Below are 17,616 nucleotides of genomic sequence, written 5' to 3' on the forward strand. Positions count from 1 at the left end.
CTGTTCCATCCTCTATCTTGTTCTGATTTTCTTATGATTTCGCCGTCTCGGCGGCCTTCCACGGGTAGTGTTTCGGGAATGCCGCCGACAGAAATTCATTGGCCGCCTGCAAGGCGGTCTCGCGGGTGGTGTCCTCGGTCCCCATCATCAACCGCAGCCACAAACCCTCGGTCATGGCGCTGAGTGCCAGGGCCATGACCTGCGGCTCGTAGGCATAGGAGCCGCTCTGCTTGAGAGCCGCGCACAGGTCGATGAAGATGTTTTGATAGACGGCATCGCGGGCGCTGCTCAGGGCCTGATAGGTCGGCCGCGACTTGGCCTCGCCCCAGAAGGCGCACCAGGCAGCCAGCTTGCGCTTGTTGCAGATCGAGCGGTCGAAATCGGCGGCGACCAGGGCCTGAAGCTGATGGGCGGGATCGTCACCTGCCTTCTGCAGGGCATGGCGCCAATGCGCCGAGTACTCGTCATACATGTGCTGCAAGGTTGCGATGAGCAGCTTTTCCTTGCTCTCGAAATGGAAGTTGACGATGCCGCGCGACAGACCCGCGCCGTCGGCGACATCGGCCATCGTCGTCTCCGAATAGCCGCGCTTGGCCAATGAATCGATCGTCGCCTCGATGAGCTGAAGCTGCCTGACCTCCTTCGAGGCCTTGCGTCCGCGCTTTTCGGAGTCACCTTTTCGCGCCGGTTCAAGGAGGGCGTCCCTGGCATCTGCCGTCTTCATGCGTGTGATGGTCTCCAGCATCGCCGGCTATCCAATCGCATCCGGCTTCCACCCGCGAAGATGAGTGGGACGGTGTTCGCCACTGTCAAGCACCTTCTGCATGGCTTCCCAGGTTCGTATGTTCTTGTCGACATAGGCAGCGCCGACCACGGCGGCCACGCTCGGATAGAGCGGTCCTTTGAGCCTTTCCAGTTCGCCGCGCGCGACGTCGCGATACCAGGGATTGCGGTCCCTGACGGTGACATCGGCGAAGCCGGCCCGGCGCATCGCCTGCGCATAGCGCGACGGCGACGCCATGGCGAAGGACAGTCCCTCGGCGGCGATATAGGCCTTCATCTCCGGCGACGGTTCGCCGTCATGCGAGATCATCCAGTTGGAGGCGGCAAAGACGCCGCCCGGCTTCAGCACGCGAAAAATCTCGGCGAACAGGCTGTCCTTGTCAGGCACATGCAGCAGCGCATCCTTGGAGAAGACGACATCGAAGGAATGGTCGGCGAAAGGCAGTGGTCCCGGTGGCGCCTGAACGAAGCTGGCGCGGTCCGCGAGCCCGCGCGCGGCAGCGCGCTTCATCGCCGTCTCGATCACCGGTCGTTCGACATCGAAGCCGGTGGCGTGCGCAGCGCCATGGCGCTCGACCAGATGCAGTGTGATACCGCCCGAACCGCAGCCGATGTCGAGGATCGTCTTGCCCTTGAACGAAAGCCCTTCGACCACCCGGTCGACCTCGTCTGGCCCGCCCGGCGACAGGTAACCGTCGCCCCACAGCGCTTCGAGGAAGCGGATGGCGGTGTCGTCATACTCCGGCTCGGCATCTGCCGTTTCGATCATCAGCCCTCGATCCCCAATCGACGAATGCTCATTTCGAACGCCGGCAAAGAGTAGCGCATACAAGGAAAAATGCAACACCATTTGTTGAACATTCATTCAATATGGCTGGACAAAATGGCGGCCGCCGTGTCAAATTCCGCGCATTCGGGAACAGATCACGCAAAAATGAAGAGCGGGTCGGAATGAAGACTGGGCCAAAATGAAAGCTTGGGATGCGATTGTCATCGGCGGCGGACACAACGGCTTGGTCAATGCCTGTTATCTGCAGCGCGCCGGCCTCGACGTGCTGGTGGTCGAGAAGAACGACTGGGTCGGCGGTGCCGCCACCAGCCGCGAATTGACGGCGGGCTTTCTCTATTCCAACTGCTCCTATGTCTGCTCGCTGTTCCGCCCCGAGATCACGCGCGACCTCGAACTGCCGCGCTTCGGCCTGCAGGTCATCTCCTATGAGGGCGGCGCGGTGTTCACGCGCGACGGCGACTACCTCGCCAACTATCGCGACCACGATGCCCACCGGCGCGAGTTCGCCCGCTTCTCGAAGCACGATGCCGAAGCCTATGACCGCTATTCCCGCGACGTGACGCGGCAGTGCCGCTTTATTCAGCCGCTGTTGATGCGCACCGCGCCGGACCCGACCAGCCTGCGGCCGCGCGACCTCGGCGAGCTTCTCTACCTCGGCAAGAAATTCGCCGGCCTGTCGGCGCAGGAAATGGCGCTGACGCTGCGCTTCTGGACCATGTCGATCTCGGAGTTCCTCGACGAGTATTTCGAGACCGACGTCATCAAGGCGAACTTCGCTCTGTCCGGCATCATCGGGACTGCACTGGGCCCGATGTCGCCCGGCACCGCCTACGTGCTGCTGCACCACTATATGGGCGAGGTCGACGGCTCGGTCGGCGCCTGGGGCTATGCGCGCGGCGGCATGGGCGCCGTGACCAAGGCGCTGGCCGCGTCGTTCAAGGCATCGGGCGGCACCATCCGCACCGGCGCCGAGGTCGACCATGTGCTGGTTGCCAGAGGCAAGGCCAAGGGCGTGGTGCTGGCCGGCGGCGAGGAGATTTACGGCAAGCTCGTCGTCTCCAATGCCGACGTGAAGCGCACCTTCCTGAAGCTGGTCGAGGAAAAGGAACTGCCCGACATCTTCCTGCGCCGGGTCAGGAACTTCAAGATCCGCGGCTCCTCCGGCAAGGTCAACATCGCGCTCGATTCGTTGCCGGAATTCCCGGCGCTGCCGAAGGATTCGCCGGTCTATCGCGGTGACATGCATTTCACCGATTCGATGGAGCGCATGGAGCGCGCCTATGACGACTGGAAGGCCGGGCGCTGGTCGGCCGATCCGTTCCTCGACATGGTTATTCCGACGACCCTCGACCCGACCATGGCGCCGCCCGGCAAGCATTTCATGAGCTGCTTCGTGCAATACGCGCCGCCCAAGATCGCGGGGGCAGAGTGGACAGACGCCGACCGCGACGGCTTCGCCGAAAGCGTGATTTCGCAAATCGCCGAATACTCGCCCGGTTTCCGCGACCGCATCGTCCACATGGAAGTGCGCACACCGCGCGAGATCGAGGCCGAGGTCGGCCTCACCGAAGGCAACATCTTCCAGGGCGAACTGACCTTCGACCAGCTTCTGTTCAACCGGCCGGTGCCGGGCTACGCGCAGTACCGCTCGCCGGTCGGTGGCCTCTATATGTGCGGCTCCTCGACCCATCCCGGCGGCGGCGTCATGGGCGCGCCCGGCCGCAATGCCGCGGCCGAAATCCTGCGCGATCTTGCCAAGTCCACCACGCATATGAGCCCGGCCCATGACGTCATTTGATGCCATCATCATCGGCGGCGGCCATAACGGCCTGGTCGCCGCGGCCACGTTGGCGAAGGCCGGCCGCAAGGTGCTGGTGCTGGAAGCCGGAAGCCACGTCGGTGGCGCCGCGCGCACCGAGGAATTCGCGCCGGGCTTTCGCGTCTCCTCAGTCGCCCATCTGCTGAACCGGCTGCATCCCGAAATGGTGAAGACGCTGGAGCTGGAGAAGCACGGGCTAAAAGTCGCGCGCGCCGACTTCATGCCGTCGGTTGCGCTGTCCAGGGATGGACCACCGCTTGTCCTGCACGGCGCCTATGGCGAGATGCTGACCGGCGCCAGTCCGACCGAGCATTCGGCCTGGAAGGAACTGCGCGCGCAATTGCTGCGCTACGCCGGCATATTGAAGCCGTTCCTCTCCCGCCGCCCACCCGATCTCGCCGGCATGTCGCTACTCGAGACCGCTTCGCTTGGCCAGACCGCGCTGGCGCTGAAAAAACTCGGCAAGGAAGACATGCGCGACTTCCTGCGCATTCTGCTGATGAACGTCGCCGACCTGCTCGACGAGCAACTTGCCGATATCAGGCTGAAGGGACTGCTCGCCTTCGATGCGACGCTCGGCAGCCACCTTGGTCCACGCTCGCCGACCTCATTGCTCGGCCTCTATTACCGGCTGGCCGGCGAGACCGGTGGCGCGACCGGCGCGCAGACAGTGCCGCAAGGCGGCATGGGCGCGGTTATCGCCGCCATCCGCGCCGCGGCGGAAAAGGCTGGCGTCGTCATCCGCACGTCAGCGCCGGTGGCAAAGATCATCGTCGAGAACGGTCGCGCCGTCGGTGTGACGCTCGACAATGGCGAGGTGCTGCGCGCCAGGACGATCGTCTCCGCCATCAATCCGGCGACCACGTTCCTCGACCTTGTCGGGCCGTGCGAGATCGACACGGGGTTTATGCGCAAGGTGAAAAACATCCGTATGAAGGGCGATGCGGCCAAGCTCAATCTGGCACTCGACCGGCCGCCGCAATTCACCGGTGTCGATGCCGCCGGCCACAAGGGCCGGCTGGTCATCGCCCCCTCGCCGGATCACGTCGAGCGCGCCTTCAACCCATCCAAATATGGCGAGTTCTCGCACGAGCCGGTGATGGAGATCACCCTGCCCAGCCTTGCCGACCCGTCGCTCGCGCCGAGCGGCGCCTGCGTGCTGTCGGCGGTCGTGCAATACGCGCCCTACGCGCTGAAAGAGGGCTGGGCCGCCGGCAAGCCGAAATTCCTGGCGGCGATCATGGCGCAACTCGAAGCCTATGCGCCTGATATCGGCAAGTCCGTGATTCACGCCGAGCTGCTGACACCGGCCGACATCGAAACACGCTACCGCATGCCGGGCGGCCACTGGCATCACGGCGAATTGCAGGCCGACCAGATGCTGGTCTCGCGGCCTGTCTCGGGCTGGTCGGGCTACGACACGCCGATCGACGGGCTGTTCCTGGCCGGCGCGGGCTCGCATCCCGGTGGCGGTGTCTCCGGCGCTCCTGGTCTCAACGCCGCGCGACGCATCATTGCGATGAGGGGGTGACCGTGATGTCGCTACTGGCCAAAGTTGCGCGCTACGGCGAAGGATCGCCGTCATGACCAGCCAGCTCAACACCACAGCCCGCATCGCCGCCCAGAACCATTTCCGCACGCTACGCCTCGGCACGCCATTCCAGCCGCGCATCGACGCACTGGCCAAAACCCAGGACTGGTACAATTGGGCCGGCTACCGCGCCCCGCATTCGCTGTGGGACGAGGAACTCGAATACTTCGCCATCCGCAGCCAGGCGGCGCTGTTCGACATTTCGCCGATGACCAAGTACCGGATCGAGGGGCCGGACGCCGAAGCCTTGCTCAACCGTGTCACCTTGCGCGATGTCACCAAACTAAAACCCGGCCGCGTCCACTACACCGCATGGTGCGACGACGAGGGCTTTGTCCTCGATGACGGCACGCTGTTCCGGCTGTCGCCGACGCGCTTCCGGCTATGTTCGCAGGAGCGGCATCTCCCATGGCTGCTCGACAGCGCCATTGGCTTCGCCGTAACGGTCGAGGAAGAGACCGAAGCCGTTGCCGGCCTCGCCTTGCAAGGCCCAACCTCCTTTGCCGTGTTGCGCGATGCCGGCTTCGCCGGTGTCGAGAAGCTGAAAATCTTCGACCTCGCCGACTTCCCGCACGATGGCGGCACCGTCAGCATTTCGCGCACCGGCTTCACCGGCGATCTCGGCTACGAACTGTTCGTGCCAGCCGACAAGGCGCTGAGCCTGTGGGACCGGCTGATGACATCGGGCGAGCTACGCGGCATCCGCGCCATCGGCTACACCGCGCTCAACCGCGCCCGGCTCGAGGCAGGGCTGATCGTCGCCAATGCCGACTTCACCACCGCCGAACACGCCATCCGCGCCGATCGCTTGCGCATGCCCGACGAGATCGGTCTAGGCTTCATGATCGATCTCGAAAAAGGCCATTTCAACGGCCGCCGCGCCATCCTCGAGGCTCGCGCCAAACGCAAGCTGCGCCATGTCCTGGTCGGGCTGGAGATCGAAGGCAACATCCCGGCCGAACACGCCATCGTCTATTACAAGAAAAGCCAGGAGGTCGGGCTGGTCAGCGCCGCCATGTGGTCGCCGATGGCCAAGCGCAACATCGCCATCGCCTCGCTGGCGCGGCCGTACGGTGATACTGTTGTCGAGGACCTGTGGGTCGAGATCTACGCCATGCGCGAGCTGCAGTACCAGAAGCTGATGAAACGGGCCAAGGTGGTGCAGCGCCCCTTCATCAAGCTCGACCGCCGCAGCGCCAACCCGCCGGCGGATTTCTGACCATGACGGACGAAGCCGACCTCGAGGCAGACGAACAGTGGGATCTGATCAACACGCCGCTCGGCGAAAAATGGTCGGGCCGCACGCGCTATGCCGCCGCCATGTTCTTCTACAAGCGGGACGAGATGAGCGCCGAGACGCTCGAAGTCTACCGCATCTGCGCGCGGCTCGATTCGGAAAATCCACTGCCTATCATCCGTGATCGCGGCGTCGGCAAGGACTGGCTGAAGCGCATGGGCTTCGAATAGGGTGCGCTATAAGGACGGTTGCGCTTGCACACCACGGCTTACAGCGGCGAGTTTGTTGCCATCCGGATCGCGCACATAAGCTGCGTAAAAGTCCGGGCTGTAGTGCAATCGAAGGCCGGGAGCACCTTCGCAACTGCCGCCATTGGCAAGAGCCGCAGAATGAAAATCGTCCACTTCTTTCCATGATCGCGCTCTGAAAGCGACCATGCTGCCATTGCCTGTTGTCGCTGTCTGCTTGTCGAACGGCGTTCCGACCCAGAACGCAAGTTCGCGCAAGCCGCCATTCTCGTAGATCCCCCAACCTGCCGAAGTGCTATCCCAATCCGGATCACCGGTGATGCAACGTTCCATGCCAAGCGGCGCCAAAGCCGCGTCATAGAACGTCGTAGCGCGTTTCAAATCGTTGGTACCGAAGTAAACGTAGGTAAGCATGGCGCACCATTATCGGCATAAGCGTGAGAAGACATTTTCGAAATACTGAAGTCAGCCTGCATCACCCTATCGTCCTATCCAGCATGCTGAGCCAGTTGCGATAGGCGATCTTTTCGATCAGCGCTCGCCCGAAGCCACGCGCGGCCAGCGCATCGATCAGCTTCGGGAGGCCGGCGACGTCGCCGATGATGGCCGGGATCATGGCGCCATCGAAATCCGAGCCGAGGCCGACACCGTCTTCGCCCAGCGCCTGCAGCAGGGAATCGACATGGCGCACCATGATGTCGAGGCTGGTGTCGGCATTCATGCGGCCATCCTCGCGCAGAAAACCGGTGGCGAAGTTCAGCCCGACCATGCCGCCGGACTCGCGGATCGCGCCGAGCTGCCAGTCGGTGAGATTGCGCGAATGGCCGCAGATCGCGTGCACGTTGGAATGGGTGGCGACCAGCGGTGCATCGCTGAGGGATGCGACATCGCGAAAGCCCTTCTCGTTGAGATGCGAGAGGTCGATCATGATCTTCAACTGGTTGCAGGCCTTGACCAGCGCCTTGCCGGCATCGGTCAGCCCGGGGCCGGTGTCGGGCGAGGACGGAAAGCGGAATGGCACGCCGTGGCCGAAGGCGTTCGGCCGGCTCCAGACGATGCCGAGCGAGCGCAGGCCGGCAGCGTGCAGCACGTCGAGCATGGTGAGCTCGGGATCGATCGCCTCGACCCCTTCGATGTGGAAGACCGCCGCGATCGAGCCTTGCGCCATGGCGTTGCGCACGTCGCCGGCACTGCGGCAGACGGTGAGCGCTCCGGCCCGTTCCAGCCTGAACAGGATCGAGGCCATCGCGATCGTCGAGGTCAGTGCATCGGCGCGCGGAACCTCGGGTGGCAGCGGCTCGGCATCGCTCGGCGCCATGGGTACGGCGCTGCGCCGGGATTTCTCGACAGGCGGCGGAAAGATGGCGAACATGCCGCCGGCAAAGCCGCCGGCCTTCGCGCGCGGCAGATCGATATGGCCGCCCGATTTCCCTTCGATGAACAGCTTTTCGACATCCGTGTCTTTCGACTGGTAGAGTCTGAGCAGCGTATCGTTGTGGCCGTCGAAGACGGGAACGAGATCGGTTTCGGTCATAGGGGGATCATTCGGTTCGTTTGTCGGCGCGGTGCGATATATCATATCTACTTAGGCAAGATGCGCCACCCGCGCAAATGCCAAAGCCGTGCCTATAAGAGCGACGGCCGGTTGTCCGTCGCTCTCGATCGATGACGTGCCTGCGCGATCCTACTGCTTCAGCACGTCGGCCCATTCCTGGTGGCGGCGGAATTGGGCGTTGGCGAACGGGCAGAGCGGGATGATCTTCTTGCCCGCCGCACGCGCATCCTCGACGGCGCGGGTGACGAGCCGAAGCCCGGCACCCTGACCGCGAAACGCGTCCGGCACTTCGGTATGGTCGATGATGATCTGGTGCTCACCGATCTTGGTGAAGGTCATCTCGGCCTCGGCCCCACCGGGGCCGCGCAGGACATAGCGACCCTTGGAGCCGCGATCTTCCAGTTCGATCTCAGGCAGTTGCTCAGGCATCGCTATACTCCTTGGATGGCAGCGGCAAAGAGCAGCCGGGCCGCCTCGATCTCGTTTGGCCGCACCTCGTGCCCGCCGTCATGCCACTCCACTGTGACATCGGCGCCGTCGGCACGCAAATAGGCTTCGAGCCGCGTGGTCAGGTTCGGCGGGCAGATTGGATCGCGCCTGCCGGCGGTCACCAGAATATGACGGCCGGCGAGACTGCCCTTGATCTCCGGTTCGAACGGGATCAGCGGATGCATCAGCACCGTGGCATCGAACACCGCCGGCGCGGCGAACACCACCGAGGCCAGGACGTTGGCGCCGTTGGAGTAGCCAAGGCCAAGCACGGCCGACGGTTTTGCCGCGTCGATATGGGCCTTGACGAAGCCGGCCATCTTGTCCGTCGCCCGCGCCAGGTCGTCCATGTCGTAGACGCCCTCGCCGGTGCGGCGGAAGAAGCGCGCCGCGCCATGTTCGGAAACATCGCCGCGCGGCGAGATGATGGTTGCCTGGGGCGCGAGATCGCGCCCCAGCGACAGAAGCTGGTTCTCATCGGCCCCCGTACCGTGGAAGACGAAGAGCAGCGGACCACCCGGCGAACCGGGCAGCAGCTTGTGGATGTAAGCGTCCTTGCTCATGAGCTCAGCCTTCCAGTTTCTGCAGATGTTGCTCGAGATAGGGTCTGAGATGCTGGTGCTGCGTCGGCAGCTTCAGCGCCTCCCCGAGATGAGCGCTGTCCTCATCCCTGTCGAAACCCGGCTCGTTGGTGGCGACTTCGAACAGCACGCCGCCTGGCGTGCGGAAATAGATAGCCCAGAAATAGTCGCGGTCGATCACCGGTGTCACCTGATAGCCGGTATCCATCAACGCCTTGCGCACTTCGAGCTGCTTGGCGCGGTTCTCGACGGCGAAGGCGACATGGTGGACGGAGCCCGCGCCGAGATCGGCAAAGGCAACACCAGGCAGCGATTCGATGTCGACGACATCGGCGCCGTTGCCGTTCTTCACCGCCAGTCGCCTGATGGTGCTGGACTTGTCGATCTCCTCGTAGCCCATGAATTTCAGCAACTCCTCGGTGGCGCCGCCGTCCTTCAGCCTGAGCGATACGGAATGAAATCCGCGGATCGCTTCGTCAGCAGGAATGCCGCCTTTCGCCCATGGCTTTCTGGCGTCGGCCTTGTCCTCGACCAGCGCGAAACCGTCGCCGTCCGGTCCGGCAAAGGCCAGACGTTTTTCGCCGAATGTCTCGTTGCGCGAGAGGCCGGAGACGCCCTCATCGGCGAAACGCTTTTCCCAATAGTCGAGCGTGCCTTCCGGTACCGAATAGACCGTGGTGCCGACTTCGCCGACGCCATGACGGCCCTTGCCGATGTTGGGAAACGGGAAATAGGTCATCACCGAACCCGGCGTGCCGGCCTCGTCGCCATAGTAGAGATGGTAGACGTCGGGCGCGTCGAAATTGACCGTCTTCTTGACCCGGCGCTGGCCGAGTTTTCGGGTGAAGAAATCATTGTTCCGCCGCGCATCGCTGGCCATCGAGGTGACGTGATGCAGGCCCTTGATCTGGTCGAGCATTGTCTTGCTCCTTCCCTTTTTGCTTGTGCGGCCCTCGCCGCTGTCCACGCCAATATGAGGACACCACCGCTCAAGGCAAAGGCGGCAAACACAGAATGGACTGTGCTGTAAAAGTGAACAATCAGAAGAAGTTTGTTCACAAATTGACGAGCAGGTCGGACTTGCGCCATCGCCAGAATTGGGTTCCATGAGCGGCGTTTGACCAAGCAGGGACAAGGGTATCGCGAGTGACCGGAAAAGCCAGGCGACCGAACATTCTCCTGATCACATGCGACCAGTGGCGCGGTGATTGCCTGTCGGCTGCCGGCCATCCGGTTGTGAAGACGCCGAATGCCGACGCGCTGGCCACTGAGGGTGTGTTGTTCAAGCGGCATTACGGCGGCGCGGCGCCCTGCTCGCCGGCCCGCGCCTGCCTCTACACCGGCCTCTACCAGATGAACAACCGCGTCTGCCGCAACGGCACGCCGCTCGACGCCCGTCACGGCAACATCGCGCTGCATGCCCGCGGCCTCGGCTATGATCCGACGCTGTTCGGCTACACCGACGTGTCGCTCGATCCACGCCTGCTGGCGCCGGGAGACCCACGGCTGCATAGCTATGAGGGCGTGCTGCCGGGATTCACCGTGCGCCAGTTGCTGCCCGAACATCAGAAGCAGTGGCTGTCCTGGCTCAGGCAGAGGGGCATCGACACCAGCGCCGAATCTTACGATATCCATCGCCCGGTCAACGACGGCAGTAACGCCGGCGCCACCGTCAGTAACGCCCCGCCCGTCTATTCCAGAGATGAGACGCCGGCCGCCTTCCTGACCAGCGAATTCACGCGCTGGCTCGGCGAACAGGAGGTCGCCGAGCCGTGGTTCGCGCATCTCTCCTTCATCAGCCCGCACCCGCCCTTCATCGTGCCAGAGCCGTACAACGCCCTGTACGATCCAGCCGACGGTCCCAATTTTCGGCGTGCGGAAAAGTGGCAGACCGAGGCGGAAAGCCATCCCTATCTCGCCTATGATCTTGCCCGGCAGAAGCAGGCCAGGTTCCGTCCCGGCTCCGATGGCAATGTGTACGACTGGAGCGATGACGACTTCCGCCGCATCCGCGCGATCTATTACGGCATGATCTCCGAGGTCGACGCGCAGCTTGGACGCATCTGGCAAGCGGTCAAGGCGGCAGGCGCGTGGGACGACACCATCATCGTGCTGACCTCCGACCATGCCGAGATGATGGGCGACCATTTCATGCTGGGCAAGGGCGGCTACTTCGACGGCAGCTACCACATTCCGCTGATCATCCGCGACCCGCGCCACGGCACGGCGGCCGGCAGCAGCGTCGATCGCTTCACCGAAGCGGTGGACATTTTGCCGACGCTTCTCGACCTGCTCGGCGAGGATGCCACGCCACATCTCGACGGGCAGTCGCTAAAACCGTTCATCGAGGGCGAGCGGCCGGCAGGCTGGCGCGATGCCGCGCATTGGGAGTTCGATTTCCGCTCGATTGCCGGGGGTGAGGCCGAACGCCATTTCGGCATCACGTCCCGCCAGTGCAATCTCGCCGTCATCCGCACGGAAAAATTCAAATACGTGCATTTCGGCGGCGGCCTGCCGCCGCTGCTGTTCGACCCGGAAAGCGATCCGGGGGAGTTGAACAACCTCGCCGCCGATCCAACTTATCTGGCCGTGCGGCTGGAGTTCGCCGAAAGGCTACTTGCCTGGCGAGCCGAACATCTCGACCAGTCGCTGGCATTATCCGAACTGACCGAGCATGGCGTTGTGGGGCATGTGAATAGGCAGTAGGGGAATAGGGCAGTAAGGCAGTAGGGAAATTGGAGCCTATCCGTGTCGACGCCCCAACCCTACTGCCCTACTGCCGACGGAACCTTTCCCGTTTTGCCGCGTTTCAGCCTGCGGCTGGGTCTGTCCCGGCCCATATCGCGGTTGAATGACGGAGCGGGGCATGAAGTTTGCAGCGGTGCTGAACCGGGACGGCGGCACCTTGCGCAACACCGACATTGCCGCTTTCTCCGACAGGATGCGCCAGACCCTGGAGACGGCAGGTCACTCTCTCAGCATCGATGTCGTTGCCGGCAAGGACGTGGTGGCGACGCTCGACGGCGCTGCTTCGCGCCGCTCCGTCGATGTCGTGCTGGCGGGCGGCGGCGACGGAACCATTTCTGCCGCGGCGGCCCGGCTGATGGGCACGAAGAAGGCGCTTGCCATATTGCCGGCCGGCACCATGAACCTGTTCGCGCGCGGGCTGGGCATTCCGCAGTCCCTTGATGCCGCGCTGGAATCTTTCGCCGACGGCGAAATCATCACCGTCGACATGGCCACGGCCAACGGCCGGCCGTTCGTTCACCAGTTCTCGATCGGCATGCATGCGAAGATGGTGCAACTGCGCCAGAAAATGGAGTTCGGTTCGCGCCTTGGAAAGATCGGCGCCTCGGCCAAGGCAGCCTGGGCGACGATCAACAATCCACCGGCGATGAACGTGACGCTCGGCATCGGCGAAGCCGAGATGACGGCGCGCATTACCGGCATCGGCATCACCAACAATCTGTTCGGCGAAGGCCATTTGCCCTACGCCGACAACCCGGCAGGCGGCGTGCTTGGCGTCTATGTCACGGTCGCGCAGCAGCGTGCCGAACTGGTCAAATTCATCTTCAACGTGGCACGCGGCAAGTGGCGCGACAACGAGCATGTCGAGATCCATCAGGCTGACAGAACGGTCCTGAAAATCCATTCGGGGAGCAGCAAGTTTCGCGCCGTCATGGATGGCGAATTGGTCAAGCTCGATCGCGAAACGACGATCGAAATCCAGCCCGGCGCGCTGAATGTCCTGGTGCCGGCCAGAATCGCAGAGGCAAAGGCTGCCTAATGCGATCGGAACCCATTGCGTCAGACAGTCTAGCCGCCGGGAACATTGCCCTGTTCGGTCGTATCCTTCTTGATCATCTCGCCATAGATTTCGACGCCGCCCCACGCAACAAAGGCCAGCAGCAACGCAGCGATCAGAATGCGCAGGCCGTGCCGGCCCCAACCTCCCTGCCGGGCTTTGTCCTTGGGAACGATCTTGGTCATGGGCGGCCCTTGTCTCGTCTTGCGCCAGCTGGCGCGTCTGGCAAAACACAGTCGGGTAACGGTTCCTCGCTAGGATGGTTCCGGGCAAGACGGCTGGTTCTGGCCCGGCTGGCTCTGCAACGGCAAGCCGGCGAAGCGACGGCGAAGGCCAAGACGGGGCATTGGGGACCTGGGTGAACAACAAGGCGGAAAGAGTGCCGGATCTGCCGGCCGAGATTGCACGCGCGGTCAATGACGAGGACCGGCTGGCCGTGTTGCACGGGCTGGAGATGCTGGATACGGCGGCCGATCCGGATTTCGACCGCATAAGCAGCCTTGCCGCGGCGGTCATGCAGGTGCCGATCGCCTTGGTGACGCTCGTCGACCACAAGCGGCAATGGTTCAAATCCTGTATCGGTCTGGACGAGACCGAAACCGCGACCGACATCTCCTTCTGCGCCCATGCGATCGCCGCCGGCGACGAGCCGATGGTGGTGGCGGATGCAACCATGGACCCACGCTTCAAGGCCAACCCGCTGGTCACCGGCAACCACCACGTCCGCTTCTATGCCGGTGCACCGATGATCGTGGCTGGCGTCCGGATCGGCACGCTATGCGTGCTCGACCGCAAGCCGCATGGCTTTCCGTCCCGCGCCAAGCTCGACCAGTTGAAGGCGCTGGCCGGCCTTGCCGGCAGCCTGTTCACCTTGAAGGATGCGACCCGCAGCGGCGCCATCGCCCAGGCAGCGCTGGTGCGTGAGGAGAAGCGGCGCGCCATCGCGCTCGATGCGGCCTCGCTCGCCAGCTGGGCATGGGACATCCGCACCGACATCATCGAATGCGACACCTTGCTGTCGGAACTGTTCAACCTGCCGCGCTCGAACCGGCTGCGGGCGCGCGACATCCTCACCGCCATCGATCCACGCGACGTCTACCAGACCGAAACCCGGTTTCGCGATGCCTTGAGCGGCAGCGACGACTATTTCGGTGAATACCGGGTGAAAGGCTTTCATCCACCGCGCTGGATCGCCACGCGCGGCCGGGTCATCGAGCGTGACGGCGACGGCAAGCCGACGCTGATCTTCGGCGTCAATTACGACATCACCGAGCGCAAGCTTGGCGACGAGCGGCAAAGGCTGCTGCTGCGCGAGCTCAACCACCGCGTCAAGAACACGCTGGCGACCGTCCAGGCGCTGGCGACGCAGACCGTGCGCCATGCCCGCCAGCCGAGCGAGTTCCTCGAAGCCTTTGGCGCCCGGCTTCAGGCTCTAGGCATCGCCCACAATCTGTTGTCCGACCGCGAATGGCGCGGCATCGGCATCCGCGAACTCGTCCAGATCGAGGTCAAGCCTTTCGACACCGCCGACCAGCCGCGCATGACGATCTCTGGCGACGATCTGCTGCTGTCGCCCGACCAGGCCGTCGGGCTTGGCCTGATCCTGCATGAGCTGGCCAGCAATGCGCTGCAATATGGATCGCTGTCGGTGGCGTCCGGCAAGGTTGATCTCGACTGGAAGACACAAGGCAGGAAGGGGGCCCGACGCCTTGTGCTGACGTGGCGCGAAAGCGGCGGCCCGCAAGTCGCCCCACCCGAGCGGCAGGGCTTCGGCTCGATCCTCATCCGCCGCAGCCTTGCCAAGGTCATTTCAAGCGAAGTAACCCATGAATTCCGACCGGAAGGCGTGTTCGCGGAAATATCCATGCCGCTGGAAGATTTGTCGAAGTGACCTTCCAATAACCTTATTTCCGCTCGCCTTCATCCGGTCCGTCGGGTTTCACGTTTTCGCGATAGATGGCGTAAGCGGCGAGCGCCACGGCCGGGCCCAGAATGACGCCAAGACCACCTTTACCCCTAAGCAGCGCCGGCAGCACGGCAAGCGCGGCCGCGATGCCGATCGCCTTCATGTCGGCATTGCGTCGTTGCGCCCGACGCCGGGCGCGCGAGCCTGCGGATATCTGGTAAATCAGCAGGATCAGCCCGGCCAAGACCAGGAAACCTGCGCCGAAGCTCAGCGCGGCGGCAAACGACCCATAGCGAAGCGCCACCCAGATATAGGCCGCGCCGATCAGGAAGCCGAGACCACAGAGCGCTGCGATCCCGGCGAGTGCATAGACGATGGCCGCCGTGCGCGCGCGACGGATGGCGGCGACTGTTTCACCCGAGGCGAAACCCGAGATCAGGGATGCGAGCATTCCCATCTGGTATGCGACTAGCGACGCGCGAGAAGCGCGAAGAGGAAGCCGACGCCGGCAGCGATCGCCAGGGACGTCACCGGCTTTTCACGCACGCTCGCCATCATCTGCGCCTCGATGTCCTTGGCGTTGCTGCGCAGGCTGTCAAAGGCGGCTTCGCCCTGCGCGCGCAACTGCTCGACCCCTTCGGTGGCCGCACGCCGCGCGGTGCCATAGCCGTGCTCGCCGGTTTTGGCCAGCTGCTTGGTGAGCTTGTCGATATCGGCCTTCAATTGCCTGATGTCGGCTTCGAGGTCTGCGTTCGCCCGGCCTTCGTTTGCGGTTTTTCCTGCGGCAGTTGCCATAGCTTAACTCCTTGTGATTGCTTGATTTCAAACGCACCGCATGTCTCAAGGTTCCGAGACCGGGACAAACTACCTGAAAACGCGTGCGCGCGCACCCGGTCCGCCGGCCCTGGCCAAAAGGCGCTTCGTCAGATCAGCGGCCGGCGCGCCTCGCCCAGCCCTTCCCAGCCAGCAAGTTGCTTGAGCCCTTCATTGTCGATGACCTCGCAACCGCCGTCGCGCCAGACAATCAGCTTGCGATCCATCAGCTTGCGGATGGTCTTGTTGGTGTGGACCAGCGACAGGCCGAGCGTGTCGGCGATGTGCTGTTGGGTGACCGGTATCTGGATGGCTTGCTTGCCGTTCAGCCCGACGACCTTGGCCCGGCTGCCGATGAAGGCGATAAGATAGGCGGCACGCTCGATCGCGCTGCGACGTCCGATGCTGAGCAGATTCTCGTCCAGCATGCGCTCCTCGCGCGATGCGATCCAGGTGATGTCGTAGGCGAGGCCGGGATGATTGCGGTAGAGTTCATGCAAAGACTCGCGTTCGAAAACGCAAAGCAGCATCGGCGACAGGGCCTCCACGGAATGCTGCATCTCGCCCATCACGGTGCCTTGCAGGCCGATCAGATCGCCGGGCAAGAGATAGTTGAGGATCTGGCGGCGACCGTCCCGCAAAAGCTTGTAGCGGAACGCCCAGCCGGAGAGCACTGTATAGAGATGGGCGCTGTGGCTACCTTCCACAAGCACCGTGGCGCCCTTGTCGACGGCGAGCTCGCCCTTCTTGAATTTGCTGATGAAGGCCAGTTCCTGTTTTTCGAACTCGCGGAAAATCGGCAACGGCCGCAACGGGCAGTTCTCGCAAGGATATTGGCGGCTGGAGAAAGCGCGACCGTTCTGGCCTGACATTTCGACCCCTCTTCGAAAGCCCGCTGTTCAGAAGGCTGCGGTTCAAACGCGTTGCAAGGATCGAGGTTCCGGGTCGGGCACATGTCTTTTTTAAATGACAGCCCATAAAATAACGATCATGACTCCGTCCGTTTCAAGGAGTCCTTGCCTGTGCCCCCTTTGCTTGATGGATTGCGGATTCTGGTCCTGGAGGATGAGTTTCTCATCGCCATGGATGTCGAGCAGCTTTGCCGCGACCACGGCGCCGGCGAGGTGGTGATCGCCCGTGATCTGGACGAGGTCGATGGCCGGCAGGTTGCCACGCACTTCGACGCCGCCATTGTCGACCTGATGCTGGGCGGCGCCTCGACACTCGATTTCGCCTCGGGGCTGCGCGCGGCAGGCGTGCCTTTCGTATTTGCCTCGGGCTATTCGGATGCCGATGAAATCAAGGCGTCCTTTCCGGGCATCAGGCTGGTCGGCAAACCCTATTCGGGTGAAGACCTCGTGCAAGCGGTGGCGGCGGCCTGCGGGCGCGCTTCGGCCGGTTGAGATCCGATCCCGACCCTGCGGATCGCGCCTTGCGATCACAGGTCAGCTGGCCCGTGTTCCCGTCACCTGGGTAGAAATCGCATCCGGACCATACTCGTCTTCGCCGGAGATCTTCAGGATCTCCTGCAGTCGTGCGCGGGCCCGGCTGACGCGGCTCTTGATCGTCCCCACCGCGCAACCGCAAATCTCGGCGGCCTCCTCGTAGGAGAAGCCCGACGCACCGATGAGGATGATGGCTTCGCGCTGGTCCTCCGGCAATTGCTCGAGGGCGCCGCGAAAATCCTTGAGGTCGAGCTGACCGTGCTGGGCCGGATGAACGGCAAGCCTGGCCGTCATGATGCCGTCGCTGTCCTGCACCTCGCGTCCGCGCTTGCGCATCTGCGAATAGAATTCATTGCGCAGGATGGTGAAAAGCCAGGCCTTGAGATTGGTGCCCGGCTGGAAGCTCTCATGCTTGTCCCAAGCCTTGACCAACGTTTCCTGGACCAGGTCGTCGGCCTTGTCGGCATTCTGCGTCAGCGACACGGCAAAGGCGCGCAAGCTCGGGATTGCCCCAAGCAGATCGGTCTTGAAGCCTTGTGAGACCGCTGCCATGC

20 protein-coding genes are annotated in these 17,616 nt (G+C 63.3%); 8 read left to right on the forward strand and 12 right to left on the reverse strand.

Features of this window, described 5'->3' with window-relative positions:
• Nucleotides 1–31 precede the first annotated feature (31 nt).
• Nucleotides 32–745 carry a transcriptional regulator BetI gene (betI, locus tag BPNPMPFG_RS18915; RefSeq protein ID WP_258590224.1) on the reverse strand — a complete coding sequence of 238 codons (714 nt, stop codon included), beginning with the start codon at nt 743–745 and terminating at the stop codon, nt 32–34.
• A gap of 6 nt (nt 746–751) precedes the next feature.
• A complete protein-coding gene (locus BPNPMPFG_RS18920; RefSeq protein ID WP_258590225.1) occupies nt 752–1,552 on the reverse strand; it encodes a class I SAM-dependent methyltransferase in 801 nt (266 codons plus the stop codon).
• Nucleotides 1,553–1,751: 199 nt separating this feature from the next.
• On the opposite strand from BPNPMPFG_RS18920, the gene BPNPMPFG_RS18925 reads away from it, so the two are divergent.
• From BPNPMPFG_RS18925 to BPNPMPFG_RS18940, 4 genes are read left to right on the forward strand one after another with little or no spacing between them, the layout of a single operon-like run.
• On the forward strand, nt 1,752–3,371 hold the full coding sequence (locus BPNPMPFG_RS18925) for a phytoene desaturase family protein (RefSeq protein ID WP_258590226.1): 1,620 nt from the start codon (nt 1,752–1,754) through the stop codon (nt 3,369–3,371).
• Nucleotides 3,358–4,923: a phytoene desaturase family protein gene (locus BPNPMPFG_RS18930; protein ID WP_258590227.1), complete on the forward strand. Its 1,566-nt coding sequence runs from the start codon at nt 3,358–3,360 to the stop codon at nt 4,921–4,923. Before BPNPMPFG_RS18925 ends, BPNPMPFG_RS18930 begins: the two co-directional genes overlap by 14 nt.
• Nucleotides 4,924–4,975: 52 nt before the next feature.
• The gene (locus tag BPNPMPFG_RS18935; RefSeq protein ID WP_258590228.1) at nt 4,976–6,202 is read left to right on the forward strand and encodes an aminomethyl transferase family protein; all 1,227 of its coding nucleotides are present in this window, start codon (nt 4,976–4,978) and stop codon (nt 6,200–6,202) included.
• 2 nt (nt 6,203–6,204) lie between these two features.
• Nucleotides 6,205–6,450, forward strand: a complete 246-nt coding sequence (locus BPNPMPFG_RS18940; protein ID WP_258590229.1) for a hypothetical protein — start codon at nt 6,205–6,207, stop codon at nt 6,448–6,450.
• A 6-nt stretch (nt 6,451–6,456) separates the two neighbouring features.
• Here BPNPMPFG_RS18940 and BPNPMPFG_RS18945 read toward each other — a convergent pair whose 3' ends face one another.
• From BPNPMPFG_RS18945 to BPNPMPFG_RS18965, 5 genes are all read right to left on the reverse strand, one after another.
• Nucleotides 6,457–6,882, reverse strand: a complete 426-nt coding sequence (locus BPNPMPFG_RS18945) for a VOC family protein (protein WP_258590230.1) — start codon at nt 6,880–6,882, stop codon at nt 6,457–6,459.
• 61 nt (nt 6,883–6,943) lie between these two features.
• The gene (locus BPNPMPFG_RS18950) at nt 6,944–8,002 is read right to left on the reverse strand and encodes a dipeptidase (RefSeq protein ID WP_258590231.1); all 1,059 of its coding nucleotides are present in this window, start codon (nt 8,000–8,002) and stop codon (nt 6,944–6,946) included.
• A 150-nt stretch (nt 8,003–8,152) separates the two neighbouring features.
• The gene (locus BPNPMPFG_RS18955) at nt 8,153–8,452 is read right to left on the reverse strand and encodes a GNAT family N-acetyltransferase (protein WP_258590232.1); all 300 of its coding nucleotides are present in this window, start codon (nt 8,450–8,452) and stop codon (nt 8,153–8,155) included.
• A gap of 2 nt (nt 8,453–8,454) precedes the next feature.
• On the reverse strand, nt 8,455–9,075 hold the full coding sequence (locus BPNPMPFG_RS18960) for an alpha/beta hydrolase (protein ID WP_258590233.1): 621 nt from the start codon (nt 9,073–9,075) through the stop codon (nt 8,455–8,457).
• A 4-nt stretch (nt 9,076–9,079) separates the two neighbouring features.
• Nucleotides 9,080–10,012: a VOC family protein gene (locus BPNPMPFG_RS18965; RefSeq protein WP_258590234.1), complete on the reverse strand. Its 933-nt coding sequence runs from the start codon at nt 10,010–10,012 to the stop codon at nt 9,080–9,082.
• Nucleotides 10,013–10,239: 227 nt separating this feature from the next.
• Between BPNPMPFG_RS18965 and BPNPMPFG_RS18970 the strand changes: the two genes are divergently transcribed.
• Entirely contained in the window at nt 10,240–11,799 is a 1,560-nt protein-coding gene (locus BPNPMPFG_RS18970) for an alkaline phosphatase family protein (protein ID WP_258590235.1), read from the forward strand.
• 160 nt (nt 11,800–11,959) lie between these two features.
• Entirely contained in the window at nt 11,960–12,880 is a 921-nt protein-coding gene (locus tag BPNPMPFG_RS18975; protein ID WP_258590236.1) for a diacylglycerol/lipid kinase family protein, read from the forward strand.
• A gap of 29 nt (nt 12,881–12,909) precedes the next feature.
• Here BPNPMPFG_RS18975 and BPNPMPFG_RS18980 read toward each other — a convergent pair whose 3' ends face one another.
• On the reverse strand, nt 12,910–13,083 hold the full coding sequence (locus BPNPMPFG_RS18980) for a hypothetical protein (RefSeq protein ID WP_258590237.1): 174 nt from the start codon (nt 13,081–13,083) through the stop codon (nt 12,910–12,912).
• A gap of 173 nt (nt 13,084–13,256) precedes the next feature.
• On the opposite strand from BPNPMPFG_RS18980, the gene BPNPMPFG_RS18985 reads away from it, so the two are divergent.
• Nucleotides 13,257–14,789: a sensor histidine kinase gene (locus BPNPMPFG_RS18985; RefSeq protein WP_258590238.1), complete on the forward strand. Its 1,533-nt coding sequence runs from the start codon at nt 13,257–13,259 to the stop codon at nt 14,787–14,789.
• A 13-nt stretch (nt 14,790–14,802) separates the two neighbouring features.
• Here BPNPMPFG_RS18985 and BPNPMPFG_RS18990 read toward each other — a convergent pair whose 3' ends face one another.
• The 3 genes from BPNPMPFG_RS18990 to BPNPMPFG_RS19000 all read right to left on the reverse strand — a co-directional run bounded on the left by BPNPMPFG_RS18990 (nt 14,803) and on the right by BPNPMPFG_RS19000 (nt 16,489).
• Nucleotides 14,803–15,261, reverse strand: a complete 459-nt coding sequence (locus tag BPNPMPFG_RS18990) for a hypothetical protein (RefSeq protein WP_258590239.1) — start codon at nt 15,259–15,261, stop codon at nt 14,803–14,805.
• 11 nt (nt 15,262–15,272) lie between these two features.
• Nucleotides 15,273–15,599 (reverse strand): ElaB/YgaM/YqjD family protein, encoded by a 327-nt coding sequence (locus BPNPMPFG_RS18995; RefSeq protein ID WP_258590240.1) that lies wholly within the window; start codon nt 15,597–15,599, stop codon nt 15,273–15,275.
• A gap of 128 nt (nt 15,600–15,727) precedes the next feature.
• The gene (locus BPNPMPFG_RS19000; protein WP_258590241.1) at nt 15,728–16,489 is read right to left on the reverse strand and encodes a Crp/Fnr family transcriptional regulator; all 762 of its coding nucleotides are present in this window, start codon (nt 16,487–16,489) and stop codon (nt 15,728–15,730) included.
• Between the two features lie 210 nt (nt 16,490–16,699).
• On the opposite strand from BPNPMPFG_RS19000, the gene BPNPMPFG_RS19005 reads away from it, so the two are divergent.
• Nucleotides 16,700–17,020: a response regulator gene (locus BPNPMPFG_RS19005; protein WP_413776879.1), complete on the forward strand. Its 321-nt coding sequence runs from the start codon at nt 16,700–16,702 to the stop codon at nt 17,018–17,020.
• 42 nt (nt 17,021–17,062) lie between these two features.
• On the opposite strand, the gene BPNPMPFG_RS19010 is transcribed toward BPNPMPFG_RS19005, so the two are convergent.
• On the reverse strand, nt 17,063–17,614 hold the full coding sequence (locus BPNPMPFG_RS19010; protein WP_258590243.1) for a sigma-70 family RNA polymerase sigma factor: 552 nt from the start codon (nt 17,612–17,614) through the stop codon (nt 17,063–17,065).
• Nucleotides 17,615–17,616: the final 2 nt, after the last annotated feature.

Origin of the sequence: Mesorhizobium sp. AR07, from assembly GCF_024746815.1 — a bacterium.
In the GTDB taxonomy this organism is placed as follows: Bacteria; Pseudomonadota; Alphaproteobacteria; order Rhizobiales; family Rhizobiaceae; genus Mesorhizobium.